The 18,598-nt window shown below is 65.5% G+C and carries 17 protein-coding genes; 11 read left to right on the top strand and 6 right to left on the bottom strand.

What is annotated here, in order from left to right:
* Positions 1 to 52 precede the first annotated feature (52 nt).
* From A3K89_RS14755 to A3K89_RS14725, 7 genes are all read left to right on the top strand, one after another.
* A complete protein-coding gene (locus tag A3K89_RS14755) occupies positions 53 to 604 on the top strand; it encodes a DUF6764 family protein (protein WP_084423816.1) in 552 nt (183 codons plus the stop codon).
* 19 nt (positions 605 to 623) lie between these two features.
* Positions 624 to 1,220 (top strand): HdeD family acid-resistance protein, encoded by a 597-nt coding sequence (locus A3K89_RS14750; RefSeq protein ID WP_068427279.1) that lies wholly within the window; start codon positions 624 to 626, stop codon positions 1,218 to 1,220.
* A gap of 109 nt (positions 1,221 to 1,329) precedes the next feature.
* Positions 1,330 to 2,220, top strand: a complete 891-nt coding sequence (locus tag A3K89_RS14745) for a L,D-transpeptidase (protein ID WP_068427277.1) — start codon at positions 1,330 to 1,332, stop codon at positions 2,218 to 2,220.
* Between the two features lie 158 nt (positions 2,221 to 2,378).
* Positions 2,379 to 3,287, top strand: a complete 909-nt coding sequence (locus A3K89_RS14740) for a carbohydrate ABC transporter permease (protein ID WP_068427275.1) — start codon at positions 2,379 to 2,381, stop codon at positions 3,285 to 3,287.
* Entirely contained in the window at positions 3,284 to 4,171 is an 888-nt protein-coding gene (locus A3K89_RS14735; RefSeq protein WP_068427274.1) for a carbohydrate ABC transporter permease, read from the top strand. Before A3K89_RS14740 ends, A3K89_RS14735 begins: the two co-directional genes overlap by 4 nt.
* Positions 4,172 to 4,202: 31 nt before the next feature.
* Positions 4,203 to 5,525 carry an ABC transporter substrate-binding protein gene (locus A3K89_RS14730; RefSeq protein WP_068427272.1) on the top strand — a complete coding sequence of 441 codons (1,323 nt, stop codon included), beginning with the start codon at positions 4,203 to 4,205 and terminating at the stop codon, positions 5,523 to 5,525.
* A complete protein-coding gene (locus tag A3K89_RS14725; RefSeq protein WP_068427270.1) occupies positions 5,525 to 6,601 on the top strand; it encodes an ABC transporter ATP-binding protein in 1,077 nt (358 codons plus the stop codon). Before A3K89_RS14730 ends, A3K89_RS14725 begins: the two co-directional genes overlap by 1 nt.
* Here A3K89_RS14725 and A3K89_RS14720 read toward each other — a convergent pair.
* On the bottom strand, positions 6,582 to 7,892 hold the full coding sequence (locus A3K89_RS14720; protein WP_068427268.1) for a cytochrome P450: 1,311 nt from the start codon (positions 7,890 to 7,892) through the stop codon (positions 6,582 to 6,584). The genes A3K89_RS14725 and A3K89_RS14720 overlap by 20 nt on opposite strands.
* A 77-nt stretch (positions 7,893 to 7,969) precedes the next feature.
* Positions 7,970 to 9,949: a M13 family metallopeptidase gene (locus tag A3K89_RS14715; protein ID WP_371828806.1), complete on the bottom strand. Its 1,980-nt coding sequence runs from the start codon at positions 9,947 to 9,949 to the stop codon at positions 7,970 to 7,972.
* 48 nt (positions 9,950 to 9,997) lie between these two features.
* Here A3K89_RS14715 and A3K89_RS14710 point away from each other — a divergent pair, with 48 nt between their 5' ends.
* The 3 genes from A3K89_RS14710 to A3K89_RS14700 all read left to right on the top strand — a co-directional run bounded on the left by A3K89_RS14710 (position 9,998) and on the right by A3K89_RS14700 (position 13,591).
* The gene (locus tag A3K89_RS14710) at positions 9,998 to 10,885 is read left to right on the top strand and encodes an ABC transporter ATP-binding protein (RefSeq protein WP_068427266.1); all 888 of its coding nucleotides are present in this window, start codon (positions 9,998 to 10,000) and stop codon (positions 10,883 to 10,885) included.
* The gene (locus tag A3K89_RS14705; RefSeq protein ID WP_068427264.1) at positions 10,882 to 12,456 is read left to right on the top strand and encodes an ABC transporter permease; all 1,575 of its coding nucleotides are present in this window, start codon (positions 10,882 to 10,884) and stop codon (positions 12,454 to 12,456) included. The genes A3K89_RS14710 and A3K89_RS14705 overlap by 4 nt, the downstream gene beginning before the upstream one ends.
* A gap of 67 nt (positions 12,457 to 12,523) precedes the next feature.
* Entirely contained in the window at positions 12,524 to 13,591 is a 1,068-nt protein-coding gene (locus tag A3K89_RS14700; protein WP_254303540.1) for a GGDEF domain-containing protein, read from the top strand.
* A 9-nt stretch (positions 13,592 to 13,600) separates the two neighbouring features.
* Here the strand turns inward: A3K89_RS14700 and A3K89_RS14695 are convergent, their stop codons facing one another.
* Both A3K89_RS14695 and A3K89_RS14690 read right to left on the bottom strand, forming a co-directional pair.
* A complete protein-coding gene (locus tag A3K89_RS14695; protein ID WP_157105352.1) occupies positions 13,601 to 14,215 on the bottom strand; it encodes a DUF4190 domain-containing protein in 615 nt (204 codons plus the stop codon).
* A gap of 108 nt (positions 14,216 to 14,323) precedes the next feature.
* Complete coding sequence (locus A3K89_RS14690; RefSeq protein ID WP_068427261.1) at positions 14,324 to 15,085, bottom strand: pirin family protein; 762 nt, start codon at positions 15,083 to 15,085, stop codon at positions 14,324 to 14,326.
* Between the two features lie 99 nt (positions 15,086 to 15,184).
* Here A3K89_RS14690 and A3K89_RS14685 point away from each other — a divergent pair, with 99 nt between their 5' ends.
* Positions 15,185 to 16,576, top strand: a complete 1,392-nt coding sequence (locus A3K89_RS14685) for a maltokinase N-terminal cap-like domain-containing protein (protein WP_068427260.1) — start codon at positions 15,185 to 15,187, stop codon at positions 16,574 to 16,576.
* A 16-nt stretch (positions 16,577 to 16,592) separates the two neighbouring features.
* Here the strand turns inward: A3K89_RS14685 and A3K89_RS14680 are convergent, their stop codons facing one another.
* Both A3K89_RS14680 and A3K89_RS14675 read right to left on the bottom strand, forming a co-directional pair.
* Complete coding sequence (locus tag A3K89_RS14680; RefSeq protein ID WP_068427258.1) at positions 16,593 to 17,552, bottom strand: pirin family protein; 960 nt, start codon at positions 17,550 to 17,552, stop codon at positions 16,593 to 16,595.
* A 149-nt stretch (positions 17,553 to 17,701) separates the two neighbouring features.
* A complete protein-coding gene (locus tag A3K89_RS14675; RefSeq protein ID WP_068427257.1) occupies positions 17,702 to 18,550 on the bottom strand; it encodes a mycofactocin-coupled SDR family oxidoreductase in 849 nt (282 codons plus the stop codon).
* Positions 18,551 to 18,598 lie beyond the last annotated feature (48 nt).

The following is an 18,598-nucleotide window of genomic DNA, read 5'->3' as shown; positions in this document are numbered from 1 at the left end:
ACCCGGTATCTCATCCCCAGTAGTGGCAGAATCCAAACGCAAGGGACAACCGATGAGCAGCGGAAGGTTTGTCGTGGTGGGGATCGTCGGGGAATTCAAGCGGATGGCCGCGATGGCGGGTCCAGTTGCGGTGCTCGGAATCGCCGCGGCACTGCTGACGCCCGGTACCGCGTCGGCGACGGATCTCGTCTGTACACCGGGTGCACAGAGCACGGCGCTCGAGGGGAAGTCGGCGTGCGGAGTGCAGACCGACGGCACGTCGAACGCCTACGCCCGCGCACTCGACGGCGTCGCGTTCGCGCGCGCCGAACTCGGAGGCGCCGCCCTCGGACTGGCAGGCGGCGGTGGCGTCGCCGCAGCGGAAACCAAGTCGGGGACCGTCGCCGCGGTGTCGACCGGCGCCGATTCGGTGTCCATCGTCTCCCCCGACACGGGCGCTCTGGCCCTCGCCGTGTCGCTCGACCGTGGTCAGACTTTCGTCGGGACCGCAGACGAAGGGGTGCAGTGCCACGCGGGCGCAGGCCTTGCCGTCAACGTCACCACCGGACAGGTGTGCCTGTCCGACGGAGTTCGTTCCTGGAGTTCTGTCGTCGCTCTGCCCTAGTGGGAGGTAGGTGTTACCGATGTCAACACAGTTGCCGAACAACGAGGACGCTCTGCTACGTATTGCCAAGGATCTGTGGTGGGCCGTCCTGCTCCGCGGCATCCTGGCGATTGCGTTCGGCATCGTCGCGCTCGTGTGGCCCGGCGTCACCGTCTGGGCGATCGTCGTCGTCTTCGGTGTCTACGCCGTCGTCGACGGCATCTCCGCCATCGTCAGATCGATCCGAGCACGCAAGGTGCAGTCCGGCTGGGTGTGGTGGTTGCTCGGCGGAATCGTGTCGTTGGGTGCCGGAATCGTCGCATTCGTCTGGCCCGAGATAACGGCACTCGCCGCGGTATTCGTCATCGGAATTTGGGCGATAGTGGGCGGAATTCTCGAAATTGCGGGCTCTTTCCGGCTTCGTTCCCTCGAGGGCGCGACGCACTGGATGATGCTCCTCGTCGCAGGCGTCATCGAGGTGCTGTTCGGCCTCGTTCTGGTGTTCTTCCCGGTCAGCGGCATTCTCACGGTGGTGTGGCTCGTCGGTGTATTCGCGATCGTGTTCGGACTTCTGTTCGTCGTCTCGGCATTCCAGATTCGATCGGCCGCGAAGAAAGCAGGCCTCACCTCGGCCTGAGGAACCGATTAGCAATTCACTGCCTGGTGTGTGTTAATGGCAGTTGGTTCGCATGCCTTGTGGTCTCACTGGGCCGTATGCACGAGAAGAATGGAACTGACAGCCGATCATGAAGTCTTTCGTCTCGCGGATCGCACTGGTTGCGGTCGCCGCGTCCGCTGCCGTCGCACTCGCAGGACCCGCTCAGGCCGCTCCTCTGTGGCCCGGCGGCCCGGAAGTACCCGGCTTCCCCGGCTCGTCCGATCCGGCCCTCCCCGCTCCCGCACCCGAAATCCTGCCGCAACAGCTCGCACCCGCGAACTTCGCGGACCCGTCGATCACGCCCAACTCGGGTGAGGTCGTCGGCGTCGCGCAGCCGATCGCGATCCGGTTCGACGAGGCCATCGGAGACCGTGCCGCAGCCGAGCGCGCCATCCGCGTCACCACGTCGCCGTCGGTCGACGGCCACTTCTACTGGATCAACGACACCCAGGTTCGCTGGCTCCCGAACGAGTTCTATCCGGCGCACACGTCGGTGACCGTCGAAGCCGGTGGCGCTCGCGCCGATTTCTCGACCGGCGACTCGGTCATCACCACCGCGGACGACGCCACCAAGACCATCACGGTCACGCGCAACGGTGAGGTCGTGCGCACGATGCCGACGTCGATGGGCAAGCCGGGGCACGAAACCCCGAACGGCACCTACATCGTCGGCGAGAAGTTCCGCGACATGTACATGGATTCGTCGACGTACGGCGTCCCCGTCGACTCGCCGGAGGGGTACCGCACCTACGTCGAGTACGCGACGCGTATCTCCTACAGCGGCATCTTCGTTCACGCTGCGCCGTGGTCGGAATGGGCTCAGGGATCCGAGGACACCAGCCACGGATGCCTCAACGTCAGCACCGAGGACGGCCAGTGGTTCTTCGAGAACTCGCAGAAGGGTGACCCGGTCGTCGTCGTGAACACAGCGGGTGGAACCCTCAGCGGCGCCGACGGTCTGGGCGACTGGAACCGCTAGGCGGCTCCGCCGCACGTGCGCGCGAATGCGTAGCCGGCTGTACATTCGCGCGCACGACCGAGGTTTTGGTTTCGACGCTTCCCTGAATTGGGGTCTCGTTCACCTACCGTTCGCGGTAGGTGAGCACAGTCCCCGCAGTGAGTACAACAACGGAACGAGTGCTGCCCACAGCACGCCGAAAGAGCTTTTTCGGCAGGCCGTGGAGTGATTACGCACTCTTCCTGATCCTCCTCGGACCCAACCTCGTGTTGCTGGCCGTGTTCACCTACCGGCCCCTCGTCGGGAATTTCCAGTTCTCGTTCTACGACTGGAACTTGTCCTCTCCCACATCGACTTTCATCGGTTTCGAGAACTACCGTGAGTGGTTCTCGCGTGACGACACGTGGACCATCGTGTCCAACACCGTCGTCTTCACGGTCGCGGCCGTCGTCGGAAGTCTCGTGCTCGGGCTCGTTCTCGCGATGCTGCTGGACCGAAAGTTGCGGGGCCGCAACTTCGTCCGGTCCGCCGTGTTCGCGCCGTTCGTCATCTCCGGCGCCGCCATCGGTATCGCCTTCCAGTTCGTGTTCGACCCTAACTTCGGCCTCGTGCAGGACCTGCTGCAGCGCATAGGGTTCTCGTCTCCCGACTTCTACCAGGATCCCACGTGGGCGCTGTTCATGGTGACGGTGACCTACCTGTGGAAGAACCTCGGCTACACGTTCGTCATCTACCTCGCTGCGCTGCAGGGCACCCGCAAGGAGTTGATGGAGGCGGCCGAAATCGATCGGGCGTCGAAGTGGACGACGTTCCGCAAAGTGCTTCTGCCGCAACTGCGTCCGACGACGTTCTTCCTGTCCATCACCGTGCTGCTCAACTCGTTGCAGGTCTTCGACATCATCAACGTCATGACCCGCGGTGGCCCCCTCGGGAACGGCACCACCACGATGGTCTTTCAGGTGTACGAGGAAACCTTCCGTAACTTCCGGGCCGGCTACGGCGCGACGGTGGCGACGATCATGTTCGTCATCCTGCTGATCATCACGCTCGTGCAGGTACGCATCATGGATCGGGACGACCAGCGATGACCATCACCCTGAAGAAAGACGTCACCGAGCCGACGCGCCGAGCTCCGCGAGATCCGCAGCGTCAGCGCAGCCTGTCGACGGTGCTCGGATACATCGCAATGGTGTTGGTGCTGCTCATGATCGGGTTGCCGCTGTTCTGGATCCTGATCACGTCGTTCAAGGAACGCGGTGACATCTACGTCCAGCCGGTCACGTGGTGGCCGAGTTCGTTCCGCCCCGAGAACTACAGCGAGGCGACGACGGAGGTGCCGTTCTTCACGTACCTGCGCAACTCGCTGATCATCACCACCGCGATCGCGTCGATCAAGTTCGTGCTCGGTGTGCTCAGCGCCTACGGTCTGGTGTTCCTGCGGTTCCCCGGCAAGAACATCGTCTTCCTCGTCATCATCGCAGCGCTGATGGTGCCCAACCAGATCACCGTGATCTCGAACTATTCGTTGATCTCGGAACTCGGGTGGCGAAACACGTTCCAGGGCATCATCATCCCGTTGGCAGGCGTCGCATTCGGTACGTTCCTGATGCGCAATCACTTCCTGTCCCTGCCCGCCGAGATCATCGAGGCTGCGCGCATGGACGGGGCGGGCTCGTTCCGTCTGCTGTTCCGTGTCGTGCTCCCGCTGTCGGGACCGACGATGGTGGCCTTCGCGATCATCACCATCGTGAACGAATGGAACGAATACCTCTGGCCGTTCCTGATGTCCGACGACTCGTCCGTCGCACCGCTTCCGGTCGGCCTCACGCTGTTGCAGAACAGCGAGGGCTACACCAACTGGGGTGCGGTCATGGCGGCGACGGTCCTGACCATCCTTCCCATCCTCGTCGTCTTCCTCGCCCTGCAACGCCACATGATCAAGGGCCTCACCTCCGGTGCGGTCAAAGGCTGATCCGCTTCATTCACCAAGAGAGAGAACAGTTATGGCCAACATCAACCGCCGCGGATTCCTCACGCTCACCGGCGCAGCGGCAGCCGCTGCTGCACTCGCAGCCTGCAGCAGCCCCGGTACCAGTTCCGGCTCCGAGGCTTCAGGTGGCGACGCGAGCACCATCAACTTCTGGTCGAGCCACCCCGGTAAGTCGCAGGAATTCGAGAAGGAACTGATCTCGCGCTTCCAGGCCGAGAATCCTGGCTTGACGGTCAACCTGATCGACGGCGGCAAGAACTACGAAGAGGTCGCGCAGAAGTTCAACGCCTCGCTCTCCGGTAACGACGTTCCCGACGTCGTCGTCCTGTCCGACGTCTGGTGGTTCAACTTCGCGCTCACCGGCGCCATCGAGCCGCTCGACAAGCACTTCGATGCTGCAGGCGTCGACTCCAGCGACTACGTCGATTCGCTTCTCGCGGACTACGACTGGAACGGCAACCACTGGGCGCTTCCGTACGCTCGCTCGACCCCGCTCTTCTATTACAACAAGCAGGTCTGGGCGCAGGCAGGCCTTCCCGATCGCGGACCGGCCACGTGGCAGGAGTTCGACGAGTGGGGCCCGCGCATCCAGGCCGTCGTCGGAAACGGCAAGCTCGCCCACGGCTGGGGTAACGCGGTGGACTACCTCGGATGGACGTTCGAAGGCCCGATCTGGACGTTCGGTGGCGCGTACTCCGACGGCTTCGACCTGAAGTTCGACGACCCCAATACCATTGCGGCCGGCCAGTTCCTGAAGGACATGATCCACACGAAGAAATACGCGAACGTGTCCAACGACATCGCCAACGACTTCGCCGCGGGAATCATCGCGTCGACGATCGCCTCCACCGGCGACCTGTCCGGCGTCACCGCGAATGCGAACTTCGAGTTCGGCACCGCGTTCCTGCCCGCCGCCGACGGACAGCCCGGCTGCCCGACGGGTGGAGCCGGCCTCGCCGTTCCGTCAAAGATCTCGGAGGAGCGCAAGGTCAACGCGCTGAAGTTCATCGAGTTCTTCACCAACGCGTCGAGCACCGCGTACTTCTCGCAGAACACGGGCTACATGCCGGTCCGCAAGTCGGCGCAGCAGGATCCGAGCGAGATCGAGTTCCTCGCCGCGAACCCGAACGCGAAGACGGCCGTCGACCAGCTTGCACGCACGCGTTCGCAGGACTACGCGCGCGTGTTCGTTCCGGGCGGCGACAAGATCATCGGCACCGGCCTCGAGCAGATCGCGCTGCAGAATGCCGACGTCGCAACCACATTCGCCGGCGTCCAGGATCAGCTGCAGCAGATCATCGATCGCCAGATCACGCCGAACCTCCCAGCGTCGTAATGGCAGGCGTCCACTACGCGGGAGTCTCGCACCGGTATCCCGGTGCGGACACCCTTGCCGTCGACACCCTCGAACTCGACATCGCCGACGGGGAATTCATCGTGCTCGTCGGTCCGTCGGGCTGCGGTAAGTCCACCAGTCTCCGGATGCTGGCAGGGCTCGAGTCGGTCGAAAGCGGCCACATCGACATCGGCGGCGTCGACGTGACCTCGCTCGCCCCGCGCGAGCGGGACGTCGCGATGGTGTTCCAGAACTACGCGCTCTACCCGAACATGACCGTTGCGGACAACATGGGCTTCGCGCTGCGTAACGCAGGAATGAGCAAGTCCGACACGGCAGCTCGTGTGCTCGAAGCGGCGAAGATGCTGGAGTTGGAACCACTGCTGAACCGCAAGCCGGGCAAGTTGTCCGGCGGGCAGCGTCAACGCGTCGCGATGGGTCGCGCGATCGTGCGGCAGCCCAAGGTGTTCTGCATGGACGAGCCGCTGTCCAACCTCGACGCGAAGCTTCGGGTGTCGACGCGGGCACAGATCGCCGGTCTGCAGAAACGACTGGGTACGACGACGGTCTACGTCACGCACGATCAGGTCGAGGCCATGACGATGGGTGACCGCGTCGCGGTACTGAAAGCTGGGGTGCTGCAACAGATCGCGTCGCCGCGCGACCTGTACGACAGCCCGGTCAACACGTTCGTCGCCGGATTCATCGGTTCGCCCGGCATGAATCTGATCGACGCACCCGTCGTCGACGGTGCTGCGGTCGTCGGCGATGTGCGAATCCCGGTGCCGCGCACCGCGGAAGCCCGCGTCACCGTCGGAGTCCGACCGGAGAGCTGGAATCTCGTCGGCGAAGGCGTCGGCGCGGTGACGGCGACCGTCGAGCTCATCGAGGAGCTCGGCGCCGAGTCGTTCGTCTACGGTGCACCGCCGCTCGGCGCGGACTGGAACACCCAGTCCGGCCGTGTCGCAGTGCGGGTCGACCGGAAGCTGTCGATCGGTCTGGCCCAGACCGTCCGGCTCGTCCCCAAGCTCGACGAGGTGTTCTTCTTCTCGTCGACTACCGGGCAGCGCCTGTAGCTGCCGGTTGCCCGAGGTCGACGGGCAACGACGCCCAGCCGTGCAGGACTCGGGTGTCACGACGGATTCCCTCACCTGCCGCGTGCAGGTGAGGGAACCTGTCGAACAACGTCTTCAGACCGACCTCCGACTCGGCCTTCGCGAGCGAGGCGCCCAGACAGTAGTGCCGACCGCCCGAGAACGACAGGTGCTTGTTCGCGTTGGCGCGCGTGACGTCGAACCGGTACGGGTCGTCGAACACATCGGGATCCCGGTTGGCGCCCGCGAGTACGAGCACGACGAGGTCGCCCTGCGTCAGCGGAACGCCCTCGATCGTGACGTCGCGCTTGGCCAGACGCGCCGTCAACTGGACCGGCGATTCGAGCCGGAGCATCTCCTCGACCGCACTCGGCCACAGCGACGGATCCCGGTGCAGCAGCGCGAGCTGATCGGGGTGATCCAGCAGCAACCGAACCCCGCTGCCGAGCAGATTGACGGTCGTCTCGAATCCCGCGGCGAGCACGAGCCCCGCCGTCGCCCGGAGTTCTTCGTCGTTCAGGCCGACGCCGTCGTCCTCGGCGCGAATCAGTTGACTCATCAAATCGTCGCCCGGGTTCTGCCGTAGCTCCGCGAGGTGACCGGCGAGCCACGCGTCGAACTGCCGGAGGCCGTCCTCGACGCGGACGAACTGTTCCCAGGTGAGCCCGATGTCGAGACTCGGCGCTGCCATCTCACCGAACTCGAGCACGCGCTGGCGATCGGCGTCGGGTACGCCGAGGATGCTGCTGATCACGGCCACCGGCAGCTGCGAGCAGTACTGGGCGACGATATCGATCTCTCTCGCGCCGTGCGTCAACTCGTCGAGCAACTCGTCCGCCTTCTCCTGCACCATCTCACGCATCCTGGCGACGGCGCGTGGGGTGAAGACCGACGAGACGAGCTTGCGGTACCGCGTGTGCTCGGGCGGTTCCACCGACAGCAGCGACGGCGGCTTCAGCGGATGTAGCGACGACGGCCGGGTCCTGTTCTCGATCCAGCGCAGGGGAGCGGGAAGGTTGGCGCCGAGCTGCGTGACACGGAAGTCGTCGGAACGCAGCAGTTCGTGGACGACACCGTGGTCGACGCTGATGTGGCCGATCCGCGTCTTCACCAGAGGTCCGGTGGCGCGAATCCGTTCGAACACCGGCCGGGGATCGGCGCGGGTCACCGGATCGGCGACCAGCATGGCTTGCGGATCCCCGTGTGCCGCAGCTTTCTTCGCTCCGTAGCGCACCACCCCATGCGCCGCGAGCCAGCGGATTCTTGCCTTCATTTTCCACCCCTCCGTCGGGCTCGTGAGTGCGAATGTATAGCAGGGACTACATTCGCACTCACGAGCGGCGCAGCCGCCTACCAGATCCTGACGCGCTCGTCCGGATCCAAGTACAGCGCATCTCCCGGCTTCACGTCGAACGCTTCGTGAAAACTGTCCAGATTGCGAACGACGCCGTTGCAGCGGAACTCCGGCGGCGAGTGCGGATCGACCGCGAGGCGACGGATCGCCTCCTCGTCGCGCGCCTTGGTCCGCCATACCTGTGACCAGCCGAAGAACACACGCTGCAGACCGGTCAGCCCGTCGAGCACCGGTGCGTCCTTGCCTTCCAATGCGATCTCGTACGCGGTGACGGCGATGGACAGGCCACCGAGGTCGCCGATGTTCTCGCCGATCGTGAACTGACCGTTGACCTTGTGACCCGGCAGAGCCTTCGGCTCGAACTGGTCGTACTGCTCGATCAACGCTGTTGTGCGCTTGCCGAATTCGGTGCGGTCCGAGTCGGTCCACCAGTCGATCAGGTTTCCGTCACCGTCGTACTTGGCGCCCTGATCGTCGAACCCGTGGCCGATCTCGTGTCCGATGACCGCGCCGATCCCGCCGTAATTGGCGGCGTCGTCCGCGTCGGCATCGAAGAACGGTGGCTGCAGAATCGCTGCGGGAAAGACGATTTCGTTCATTCCCGGGTTGTAGTACGCGTTGACGGTCTGCGGCGTCATGAACCACTCGTCGCGATCGACCGGTCCGCCCAACTTGTCCAGGTCTCGCTGGTACTCCGCGACGTAACCGCGACGGTAGTTGCCGACGAGGTCGCTCCCGTCGATCTCCACCGCCGCGTAGTCGCGCCAACGGTCGGGGTAACCGATCTTCGGCGTGAACTTGTCGAGCTTCTCGAGCGCACGCTGCCGTGTCTCCGGGCTCATCCACTCGAGGTCGGTGATGTTACGACGGTATGCCTCTTGCAGATTCGCGACGAGGACCTGCATCCGCGCCTTCGCGTCGGCGGGGAAGTGTCGCTCGACGTAGAGCTTGCCGACGGCCTCGCCCAGCAGATCCTGTACCAGCGAGACGCCGCGCTTCCACCGCTCACGGTTTTCCTCGGTGCCGCTCAACGTCTTTCCGTAGAACGCGAAGTTCTCGTCGACCAGTGCTGCGGTCAGGTACGGGGCGCGCGAGTGCACGATGCGCCACGTGAGCCACGCCTTCCAGTCCTCGATGTCGGCGGAGACCCACAGACCGGTGAACGTCGACAGGAACGGAGGTTGGCGCACGACGATCTCGGCGAACTGCTCGGTGTTGCTTCCGAGGCCGGAAATCCATGCCGTCCAGTTGAATCCGGGCTCGTTCTGCACGAGGGTGTCGAAGTCGATCAGGTTGTAGCTCTTCTCCGCGTCACGACGCGCAACGACGTCCCAGTGCCCGGCGGCGAGCTTCGTCTCGAGCTCGAAGACGCGCTGTGCGTCGTACGAGACACCGGCGAGCTCGAACATCGTCGCGATGTGCGCGACGTACGCCTCGCGGATCTGCGCGTAGTTGTCCTCGCGGTAGTACGACTCGTCGGGAAGGCCGATGCCGGACTGCGTGAAGTGCATCAGATAGCGCGTCGAGTTCTTGGCGTCCGTGTCGACGTAGTGGCCGATGGCTCCGCCGACGCCGGTGCGCTGCAGCGATCCGAGAACCTCGGCGAGCGTGACGAGGTCCTCGGCGTCCGCGACGGAGGCCAGTTCGCTCGCGATGGGGGCGAGCCCGGATTCTTCGACCGCGTCGGCGTCGAGGAAGCTCGAGTACAGGTCGCCGATCTTCTGTGCGTCGGTCCCGACCGGCGGATTCGACGCGGCAGCTTCCTGGATGATCGTCCTGACGTCTTCCTCGGCCCTGTCGTACAGAGTCCGGAACGCGCCGTCGACCGCTCGGTCCGCCGGAATGGCGTACTCGTCGAGCCACTTGCCGTTGACGTGCACGAACAGGTCGTCCTGAGCCCGTGTGCTGTCGTCGCGAAAGCTGAGGTCGATACCCGAATTCACCTGTCCAGAATCAACTGCTGTCATGCACCCCATCTTTACACTCTTTGCAAGTGTGTTTCCGTCCGAAGTGGCAGGGGAGCCATGAACACGGCGATCGAAGTGCATGACCTGAAGAAGTCGTTCGGCCACGTCACGGCACTCGACGGGCTGGAGTTGCGCGTCGACGCCGGCGAGGTGCACGGCTTCCTCGGGCCCAACGGCGCAGGCAAGTCGACGACGCTGCGGGTTCTGCTCGGGCTCATCCGCGCGACCTCGGGCGAGGTGCACTTGCTCGGCCACGATCCGTGGACCGACGCCGTCGCACTGCACCGGCGAATCGCGTACGTCCCGGGAGACGTCACGCTGTGGCCGTCACTCACCGGTGGTGAAGTGATCGACCTGCTCGGGCGGCTGCGCGGCGGTATCGACCAGGGTAAGCGCGACGCGTTGATCGACAGGTTCGCGCTCGATCCGAGGAAGAAGTCACGTACCTACTCGAAGGGAAACCGTCAGAAAGTTGCTCTGGTATCGGCCTTTTCGTCGAACGCGGAACTGATTCTGCTCGACGAACCGACGTCAGGTCTCGATCCGCTGATGGAACAGGTCTTCGACGACTGCGTGGCCGACGCATCCGCCCGGGGTGCGACGGTGCTGTTGTCGTCGCACATTCTGTCCGAGGTCGAGAAGCTCTGCGAGAGGGTCACGATCATCCGCGACGGCCGAACCGTCGACACCGGGTCGCTCGCCGAGATGCGACACCTGAGTCGGACGACGGTCACGGCCGAGGTGCAGCGCGTGCCCGACGGCCTCGATTCGTTGCCGGGCGTCGACGGCGTCCGTGTCGACGGGAGCCGGGTGAGCGTGCGCGTCGACCCGGCCGATCTGCCGAAGGTGATGCACGTGCTGGCCGACGCGGGCATCACAAGTCTGGTCAGTGCCCCGCCCACGCTGGAGGATCTGTTCCTGCGCTACTACGGGAGCGCGTCGTGACGGGCACGACACAGCTCGTTCGGCTCTTCCTGCGCCGCGATCGCGTGGTCGCCCCGCTGTGGATCCTCGCGATGGGGCTGGTCCCACTGCTGTACGCGGTGAGCTTCGAGGGCCTGTACCCGACGGCCGCCGACCGGCAGGCCTTCTATCAGGCGACGCTGCGCACTCCGGCGGAGTTGGCGCTGGTGTCGCCGATCTTCGGCAGCGACCTCGGTGCTCTCGTGACGTGGCGTGCCGGGTTGCTGCTGACGCTCGTTCCGCTCGCCGCGATTCTGACGGTGATTCGTCACACGAGGGCCGAGGAGGATGCTGGACGCACCGAACTGATCGGCGCGACGGCCGTCGGACATCATGCCGGTCTCGCCGCGGCGCTCGTCGTCACGATCGGCATGGTCGTGACGACGGGACTCGTCGGGACGGTATCGCTGATGGCGACCGGGTTCGCTGTGGTCGGCAGCATCGCCTTCGGCGCAGCGATCGCCTCGGTCGGCACGGTGTTCGCCGGCGTCGGTGCAGTGGCTGCGCAGATCGGAGTCCGCGCCCGCCTCGCGCGCGGATACGCGTTGACGGTCCTCGCCGTCGCGTTCGCGCTCCGGGCGGTCGGCGACGCGGGGTCCGGCACGCTGTCGTGGCTGTCGCCGATCGGGTGGTCCGCTCAGCTGCGGCCGTTCGCCGACGAGCGCTGGTGGGTGACGACGCTGTCCGCAGGCGCGGCCGCGGTGACGATCGCGACGGCCGTCGCACTCGCGCGAGCCCGCGACGTCGGTTCCGGCCTCGTTGCGGACCGGCTCGGGCCTGCATCGGCACCGGCGAGCCTGACCGGGGTGTACTCGCTTGCGTGGCGTCAGCATCGCGGGTCGCTCGCGGCCTGGACCGTCGGCCTCGGGGTGTTCGCGGCGATCCTGGGTAGCGCCGCGAACAGCGTCGGCGACCAGTTGGGCGGCAGCGAGGCGGTCGCCGACGCACTCGCGGCGTTCGGCGGCGACTCTCTCGTGCAGTCCTATGTCGCGGCGATCATCAGCATCATCGGCATCGCTGCGGCCGCGTACGCGGTATCGGCGGTGCTTCGGGCTCATACCGAGGAAGAGGATGCGCACGCCGAGTGGGTCGTCTCGGCGAGCGTCGGCAAGGTTCGGTGGCTGGCAAGCCACCTGACGTTCGCGATGGCCGGGCCGGCGCTGGCGATGCTCGTCGTCGGGCTCGCGGCGGGACTGACGTACGGGACAGGCGTCGGCGACGTGGGTTCGGTGCTGCCGGGCGTGCTCGGTGCCGCGCTGTCGCAGTTACCGGCGGTGTGGGTGCTCGTCGGCGTGGCCGTGGTGTTGTTCGGCGCCCTGCCGGCCTGGTCGACGGCCGTCTGGGCGGTCGTGGCCGGGGTCGTGCTGCTCGGCCAGGTGGGTGAGGTGATCGGGTTACCGCAGGTGATCCTCGACATCTCGCCGTTCACCCATGTGCCGCATCTGCCGGGCGGACACTTCTCCGCGGTTCCTCTGGCGTGGATGGTGTCGTTCGCCGTGGTCGCGGTCGCCGCGGGAGCGGCATTGTTCCGCAGACGGGACCTACGGGGGTGACGGGCGGTAGAGTGCCGAAAGCGACCAGGTGGTTTGGTTGGCGAAACAACGGCGTGGAGGCGCTCGAGTGACGTTTCTGCGCAGGTGGTGGGGGCAGTCGTACAGCTACGACTGGATGAGCCGATATTTCGAGTCGCACGGCGCGCTCAGTGCGTTCCGCGTCGTGGTGGGCGTGTGTTGCTTCTGCTACGGACTTGCCGCGATCACGACGTACCTGACCGCGAAGCCGCCGACGACGTGGATCGCGGACGTGTTCATCCTGGCCGGGACTGTGTCGTCGTTCGTCGTCGGAGCACTGTGGCTGCGTGGGCCGTGGCCGTCCGAGCGCGTCAGCCTGCTGTTCGTTCTGTACGCCGACGTCGGGACCACCCTGGCGCTGTTGTCCTACGGGTCGATCCAGATGTCGTTCCCCGGGTGCTCGTTGCTGGCGGCGACGGGCGTCTACGTGCAGGTGTTCCACAGCCCGAAGGTGCTGCTCGCCCATCTGGCCTGGTCGGGCGCCACGGTGACGACGATGTTCCTGCTGATTCTTCGCACGCCGACGTTCGATCACGGACTGGCCGTCTCGCAACTGGTCGTGTTGTTGCCGGTCATGTTCTCGACGCCGGTCTTCCTGCAGTCGATTTTGCTCAGTCTGCGTCTCGACGCGAACGGGGCGTTGATCGATCCACTGACCGGCCTTCGGAACAGGCGCGGCCTCGACGAAGATCTGCCGCACTTCCTGGGAGAGGAGTCGGAGGTCGCCGTCATGGTCATCGACGTCGACCGCTTCAAATCCATCAACGATCGGTTCGGGCACGAGGGCGGTGATCTGGCACTCCAGCTGATCGCGCGACGGCTCCTCGTCGACGACGTTCTCGTCGCTCGTACCGGCGGTGAAGAGTTCGCGCTCGTCGTACGGGTGTGCGCCGATCAGGCCGTCTCGGTGGCCGAATGGCTTCGATCGCGGTTGTATTCGCCGTACGACGTGTCGCCGCTGACCGTCAGCATCGGCGTCGCACATGCATCCAGCATCGAAGGCGACAGCGTGACGGCGGTGACCCGGCTGCTCCGTCGCGCCGACGTCGCCATGTACGAAGCGAAGCACCGCGGTGGCAACCAGGTGGTCGTCGCCGCGGTACGGAGTCAGGATTGACGCGTCCGGTCAGGTCGGCGGGATCGTGAAGTCGAAACGGTTCTCGAGGTCGCGCTGGAACTGATCGCGACACTGTTCCTGTGCACGCTGATTGTTGCCTGCCTTGCTGATGCAGTCGGCGAAGTCGTCACCTCCGGAACTGCGGAAGATCCCGATTCCGACGACGACGAGCACGATCGACAGAACGACCGCGATGATGCCGAGGACGATCGCGATCAGCGACATCGTGCCGTTCGTCGCAGTGCCCTTCTTGTACCTCGACCTGCCGACGAACCCGAGAACGACTGCCAGCAAGCCCAGGATGATGCCGCCGACGATGGTCCAGCTGGTCACGAACGCGAGAATCGCGACCACGATCGCGACGATCCCGACGACGTTCTGCGGGCCCGGCCGGTGCTCGGGCGGATAGTTGCCGGCCGGCGGATAACCACCGGGCGGCGGATAACCACCCTGCGGGTAACCGCCCTGGGGATAACCGGCCTGTGGCTGGCCACCGCCCTGTGGATATCCGGCGGGTGGTGTGTTTCCCTGCTGATATCGGCCCGGACGTGGTGACTCGCCGGGCGGTGGTTCTGACGGCGGTGGTTCTGACGGCGGGGGTCCTGGCGGCGGCTGATCCGACATGGCGACTACCTCCGATGCGTGCGGGGTCAGTCCTGCGAAGTGTAGGCCTGCACGCGGCGGTGTTCTGCGCTTATGACGACACCGTGATCATCTTTTCACCTGCTGCGCTCACCCTCCGAGACGCGAATGCATCTCCCAGACCAGGACCTCCGCGGGCTCGGACGACTGAATGCGTTGTCCGCCAGAAGAACTCAGTCGAACGGCGTCCCCCTCGTACAGTTCGCCCACGCCTTCCATCTGCACCGTGCCCGACGCGACGAACACGTGCAGGAACGGCGCCTCGGGAATGGTCACGGGTCGACCCGGTTGCAATCGCGCTGCGTGCAGCGCTGCAGCCGATTGCGAGATCGAAATCGCCGATTGCCCCGCATGTTTCTTCATGCCCGACGCCACGGGAACCAGTCCGCCGCGCAGCAGCTCGTCGTCGATCTCGAGTTGTTCGTAGCCCGGGTCGATTCCCGGGCTGTCGGGCACGACCCACATCTGGACGAAACGGACGGGCTCGTCGTGTGTTTCGCCCCCGATGCGCCACGAATCGTTCTTCTCCGAATGCATGATTCCTCGACCCGCACTCATGCGCTGCGCGAGCCCGGGATAGATCACGCCGGAGTGACCGATCGAATCCTGGTGTACCAGCGAGCCCTTCATGACCCACGTCACGATTTCCATGTCACGGTGCGGGTGTGTCTCGAAACCCTGCCCGGGAGAGACGATGTCGTCGTTGTTGACGAGAAGCAGACCGTGATGTGTGTTGTCCGGGTCGTAATGCTGGCCGAACGAGAACGAATGCTTCGAGTCGAGCCACGCCACACGGGTTTTCGGACGATCGCCCGCCCGATGGACATCGATGTGCGGAATTGGAGGGGGCATGGGACCACTGTACGAGTCACCTCATCCACACACAGCGCGGTCCGCATAACTTTCCCGCGACAGGTGTGTCTCCGGATCGTTCCGGGTAGAAACGTCCCCATGACCGACAGAGCGCACGTCAGTACCGACTCTCTCGAAGATGCCCTGCTGCCGTGGCTTCCGCAGCAACGATGGTTCGCGGCCAAGGGGTCGCCCATCGCGTCGCTGCGTGTCGCATCGCGCGTCGACGTCGGCTCGCGATCCGACGTGCAGGTCGAGCACCTGCTCGTCGATGTAGAACTGGACGGCGGTGTCGAACTGGGTGGCGGTACGGTACAGCGGTACCAGGTTCCGCTGGGATTTCGCGACGCCGCGGTCGACGATCTGGCGGCATGGCGGCTGCCGATCCAGGATGGTCCGTTCGTCTACGACGGCCTTCGAGATCCCACGGTGATCGCCCTGTATTCCGACGCGATCGCCGCGGCCGATTCGATCGGGCCCCTCGACTTCCGGCTCGTCGCCGGGGCCGCCGTCGACGCCGGGATGTCGGGTCGCGTACTCGGTGCCGAGCAGTCGAACACGTCGGTGATTCTCGGTGAAGTGCTGCTGCTCAAGCTGTTTCGGCAGGTCGCGTCGGGCATCAATCCGGACATCGAACTGCATCGTGTCCTCGCCGAGACCGACTGCACGTACGTGGCGCCGCTGCGGGCATGGATCGAAACCGAATCCGACGGCGAACTGTCGATGCTCGGCATGGCACAGGACTTCGCCTCGGATTCCGCCGAAGGATGGACGACGGCGCTCACCAGCGTGCGTGACCTGCTGGCCTCCGATCGGTCGCCGGAGGACATGGATTCGGACTTCGCGTCGGAAGCGCGTGGTCTCGGTGCGGCGGTCGCGCACGTCCACGCGGATCTGGCCCGCGGACTCGGAACCGACGAGCGCGACGCGTCGTCGACGGTCGCCGAAATCCTCGGACGCGTCGAAGGTGCTGTGGCCGTCGTTCCCGAACTCGCCGAGCACCTCCCCGCGGCACGCGATCTGGTCGCCAGGGCCGAGGCGGGCGGAACCGCGACGGTGCAACGCATCCACGGTGACCTGCACCTGGGCCAGGTGCTGCGGACGCCGTCGACGTGGCTGTTGATCGACTTCGAGGGTGAGCCGGCGAAGTCCCTCGAGGAACGACGTCGGATGGACAGTCCGCTGCGTGACGTCGCGGGCATGCTCCGCTCGTTCGACTACGCCGCGCACCATCTACTCCTCGGCGACGCCGACGTGACCGACGAGACGTATGCCCGCGCGTCGGCCTGGGCTGCCCGCAATTCGTCGGCATTCTGCGACGGCTATGCCGAGGTCGCGGGCTACGATCCGCGTGATCACGCGGCGCTGCTCGGCGCCTACGAACTCGACAAGGCCGTCTACGAAGCGGTGTACGAGGCGCGCAATCGACCGACCTGGTTGGATCTGCCGATGCGCGCCGTCGGGCGGCTGGCGCCACCCGTGCGCGGATAGTTGGAATCTGCTCCGACTATGTGCGCACGGGCGCCGTAGGCGCACCGAAGCGGCCGGACTGGTAGTCCTCGAACGCCTCGATCACCTCGGCCTTGGTGTTCATGACGAACGGGCCTGCCATGGCGACGGGCTCGCGGATCGGCTTGCCGCCGAGCACGAAGACCTCCAACGACTCGCTGCGCGAATCCTGGGTGTCCGACGCCGCGAACTCGATGGAGTCTCCGCGGCCGAACAGTGCCGTCTGACCCATGCGAATCGGACGCCGTTCCGACCCGACGGTGCCGTCGCCCGCGAGGACGTAGACGAGGGCGTTGAAGTCCCGGTTCCACGGCAGCGAGACCTTCGCGCCCGGCGCGACGGTGGCGTGAGCGAGCGCGATGGGGGTGTACGTCGAGCCGGGTCCCTCGTGGCCTGCGACCTCGCCTGCGATCACACGGATCAGAGCGCCGCCGTCGTCGCTGGAGAGCAGGGCGACCTTGTTGCCGGTGATGTCCTGGTAGCGGGGTGCGGCGAGCTTGTTGTCGCGAGGCAGGTTCACCCACAGCTGCACACCGTGGAACAGCCCGCCGGACATCACGAGGTGCTCCGGCGGAGCCTCGATGTGCAGGATTCCGGCACCTGCCGTCATCCACTGTGTGTCGCCGCCGCCGATCAGGCCACCGCCACCGTGCGAGTCCTGGTGCTCCATGATCCCGTCGATCATGTACGTGACGGTCTCGAATCCACGGTGCGGGTGCCACGGGGTGCCCTTCGGTTCTCCCGGTGCATAGTTGACCTCGCCCATCTGGTCCATGTGGATGAACGGGTCGAGTGCGGGAAGGTCGATACCCGCGAACGCGCGGCGAACCGGGAATCCCTCGCCCTCGTATCCGGTCGGTGCCGTGGTGACGGACTTGACCGGCCGCGGTGTCGCGGTGGCGTCGGGAAGCGGGATTCGGGGCAGGGCAAGAATGTTGTCGACTGTCACGGCAGGCATCGTGGACTCCTCTTGTCGGTAGACCGCGCCATTGGTTGACGCTTCAACTACGCTCGGTGAAACAGCCTATCCGGCTCGATATTCCCTCGACGCGATGGTCTGACGCGCACTGGTCGATCGCACGGACTCGCCGGCGAGGTTCACCCAGGTCAGCGAGTCAGGGTGCCCAGGTCCACGGGAAGCTGAATGCCCGTCACGTGCCGGGCCTCGTCGGAGGCCAGCCATGCGACGGCGGCGGCGATGTCCTCGGGTTGGCTGATCGGATCGGGGAGGGAGCCCATGAAGATCGGGCCGAGCGCCGCGCCGTGTTCGCCGAGCAGTTCCATCATGTCGGCGGGCTGCATCCCGGTCTCGACGCCGTGCGGGTGGACCGTGTTGACGCGGATGCCGTACTGACCGAGCTCGTTCGCCATGGACCGGCACAGCCCGACGATGCCGTGCTTCGACGCGGCATAGTGTGCCAGGAACGGCAGACCGCGCAGCCCGGCGACCGAACTCGTCAACACGATCGCCCCGCCGGTTCCCTGTTCGAGCAGGATCGGAATCGCAGCCTTCGCGGTGTGGAAGGTGCCGGTCAGATTGACGTCGAGAGTTTCCTTCCACTGCTCGGGCGAGATCTTCCACGACATCGCCGCCGAGCAGATACCTGCGTTGGCGACGACGACGTCGAGCCGACCGAGTCGATCGACGCCGTCCGCCAGTGCTGCGGACAGGGCGTCGAAGTCACGAACATCGGTCTCCGACGCGACGATGCGACGACCGAGCCTCTCGACGGCGTCGACCGTCTCCGCCAGATCGGCGGATGTCGCACCGTCGTACGACGTCGACGCGAACTCGCTGCACGCATCGACCGCGATGATGTCCGCGCCCTCCGACGCCAGTCGCACGGCTTCGGCGCGTCCCTGGCCACGGGCGGCGCCCGTGATGAATGCAACCTTGCTTTGGAACCGCTTGCCGTCGTACTGCTTGCCCTCGAATGTCTCGATTCGACCAGTCATGTCCGGACGCTACAACGGCGAGTGTTCGCCGGATGTCCGATTCGGGGT

This window comes from Rhodococcoides kyotonense (assembly GCF_001645385.1).
GTDB classification, from domain to species: Bacteria; Actinomycetota; Actinomycetes; order Mycobacteriales; family Mycobacteriaceae; genus Rhodococcoides; species Rhodococcoides kyotonensis_B.
The sequence above is the reverse complement of the archived record's forward strand: the minus strand, read 5'-3'. Positions and strand labels throughout refer to the sequence as shown.

What these genes read in the sequence shown, in the direction of transcription:
- A3K89_RS14755 (WP_084423816.1), top strand. Translation starts at nt 53, where the DNA reads ATGAGCAGCGGAAGGTTTGTCGTGGTGGGGATCGTCGGGGAATTCAAG.
- A3K89_RS14750 (WP_068427279.1), top strand. Translation starts at nt 624, where the DNA reads ATGTCAACACAGTTGCCGAACAACGAGGACGCTCTGCTACGTATTGCC.
- A3K89_RS14745 (WP_068427277.1), top strand. Translation starts at nt 1,330, where the DNA reads ATGAAGTCTTTCGTCTCGCGGATCGCACTGGTTGCGGTCGCCGCGTCC.
- A3K89_RS14735 (WP_068427274.1), top strand. Translation starts at nt 3,284, where the DNA reads ATGACCATCACCCTGAAGAAAGACGTCACCGAGCCGACGCGCCGAGCT.
- A3K89_RS14730 (WP_068427272.1), top strand. Translation starts at nt 4,203, where the DNA reads ATGGCCAACATCAACCGCCGCGGATTCCTCACGCTCACCGGCGCAGCG.
- A3K89_RS14725 (WP_068427270.1), top strand. Translation starts at nt 5,525, where the DNA reads ATGGCAGGCGTCCACTACGCGGGAGTCTCGCACCGGTATCCCGGTGCG.
- A3K89_RS14720 (WP_068427268.1), bottom strand. Translation starts at nt 7,892, where the DNA reads ATGAAGGCAAGAATCCGCTGGCTCGCGGCGCATGGGGTGGTGCGCTAC.
- A3K89_RS14715 (WP_371828806.1), bottom strand. Translation starts at nt 9,949, where the DNA reads ATGGGGTGCATGACAGCAGTTGATTCTGGACAGGTGAATTCGGGTATC.
- A3K89_RS14710 (WP_068427266.1), top strand. Translation starts at nt 9,998, where the DNA reads ATGAACACGGCGATCGAAGTGCATGACCTGAAGAAGTCGTTCGGCCAC.
- A3K89_RS14695 (WP_157105352.1), bottom strand. Translation starts at nt 14,215, where the DNA reads ATGTCGGATCAGCCGCCGCCAGGACCCCCGCCGTCAGAACCACCGCCG.
- A3K89_RS14690 (WP_068427261.1), bottom strand. Translation starts at nt 15,085, where the DNA reads ATGCCCCCTCCAATTCCGCACATCGATGTCCATCGGGCGGGCGATCGT.
- A3K89_RS14685 (WP_068427260.1), top strand. Translation starts at nt 15,185, where the DNA reads ATGACCGACAGAGCGCACGTCAGTACCGACTCTCTCGAAGATGCCCTG.
- A3K89_RS14680 (WP_068427258.1), bottom strand. Translation starts at nt 17,552, where the DNA reads ATGCCTGCCGTGACAGTCGACAACATTCTTGCCCTGCCCCGAATCCCG.
- A3K89_RS14675 (WP_068427257.1), bottom strand. Translation starts at nt 18,550, where the DNA reads ATGACTGGTCGAATCGAGACATTCGAGGGCAAGCAGTACGACGGCAAG.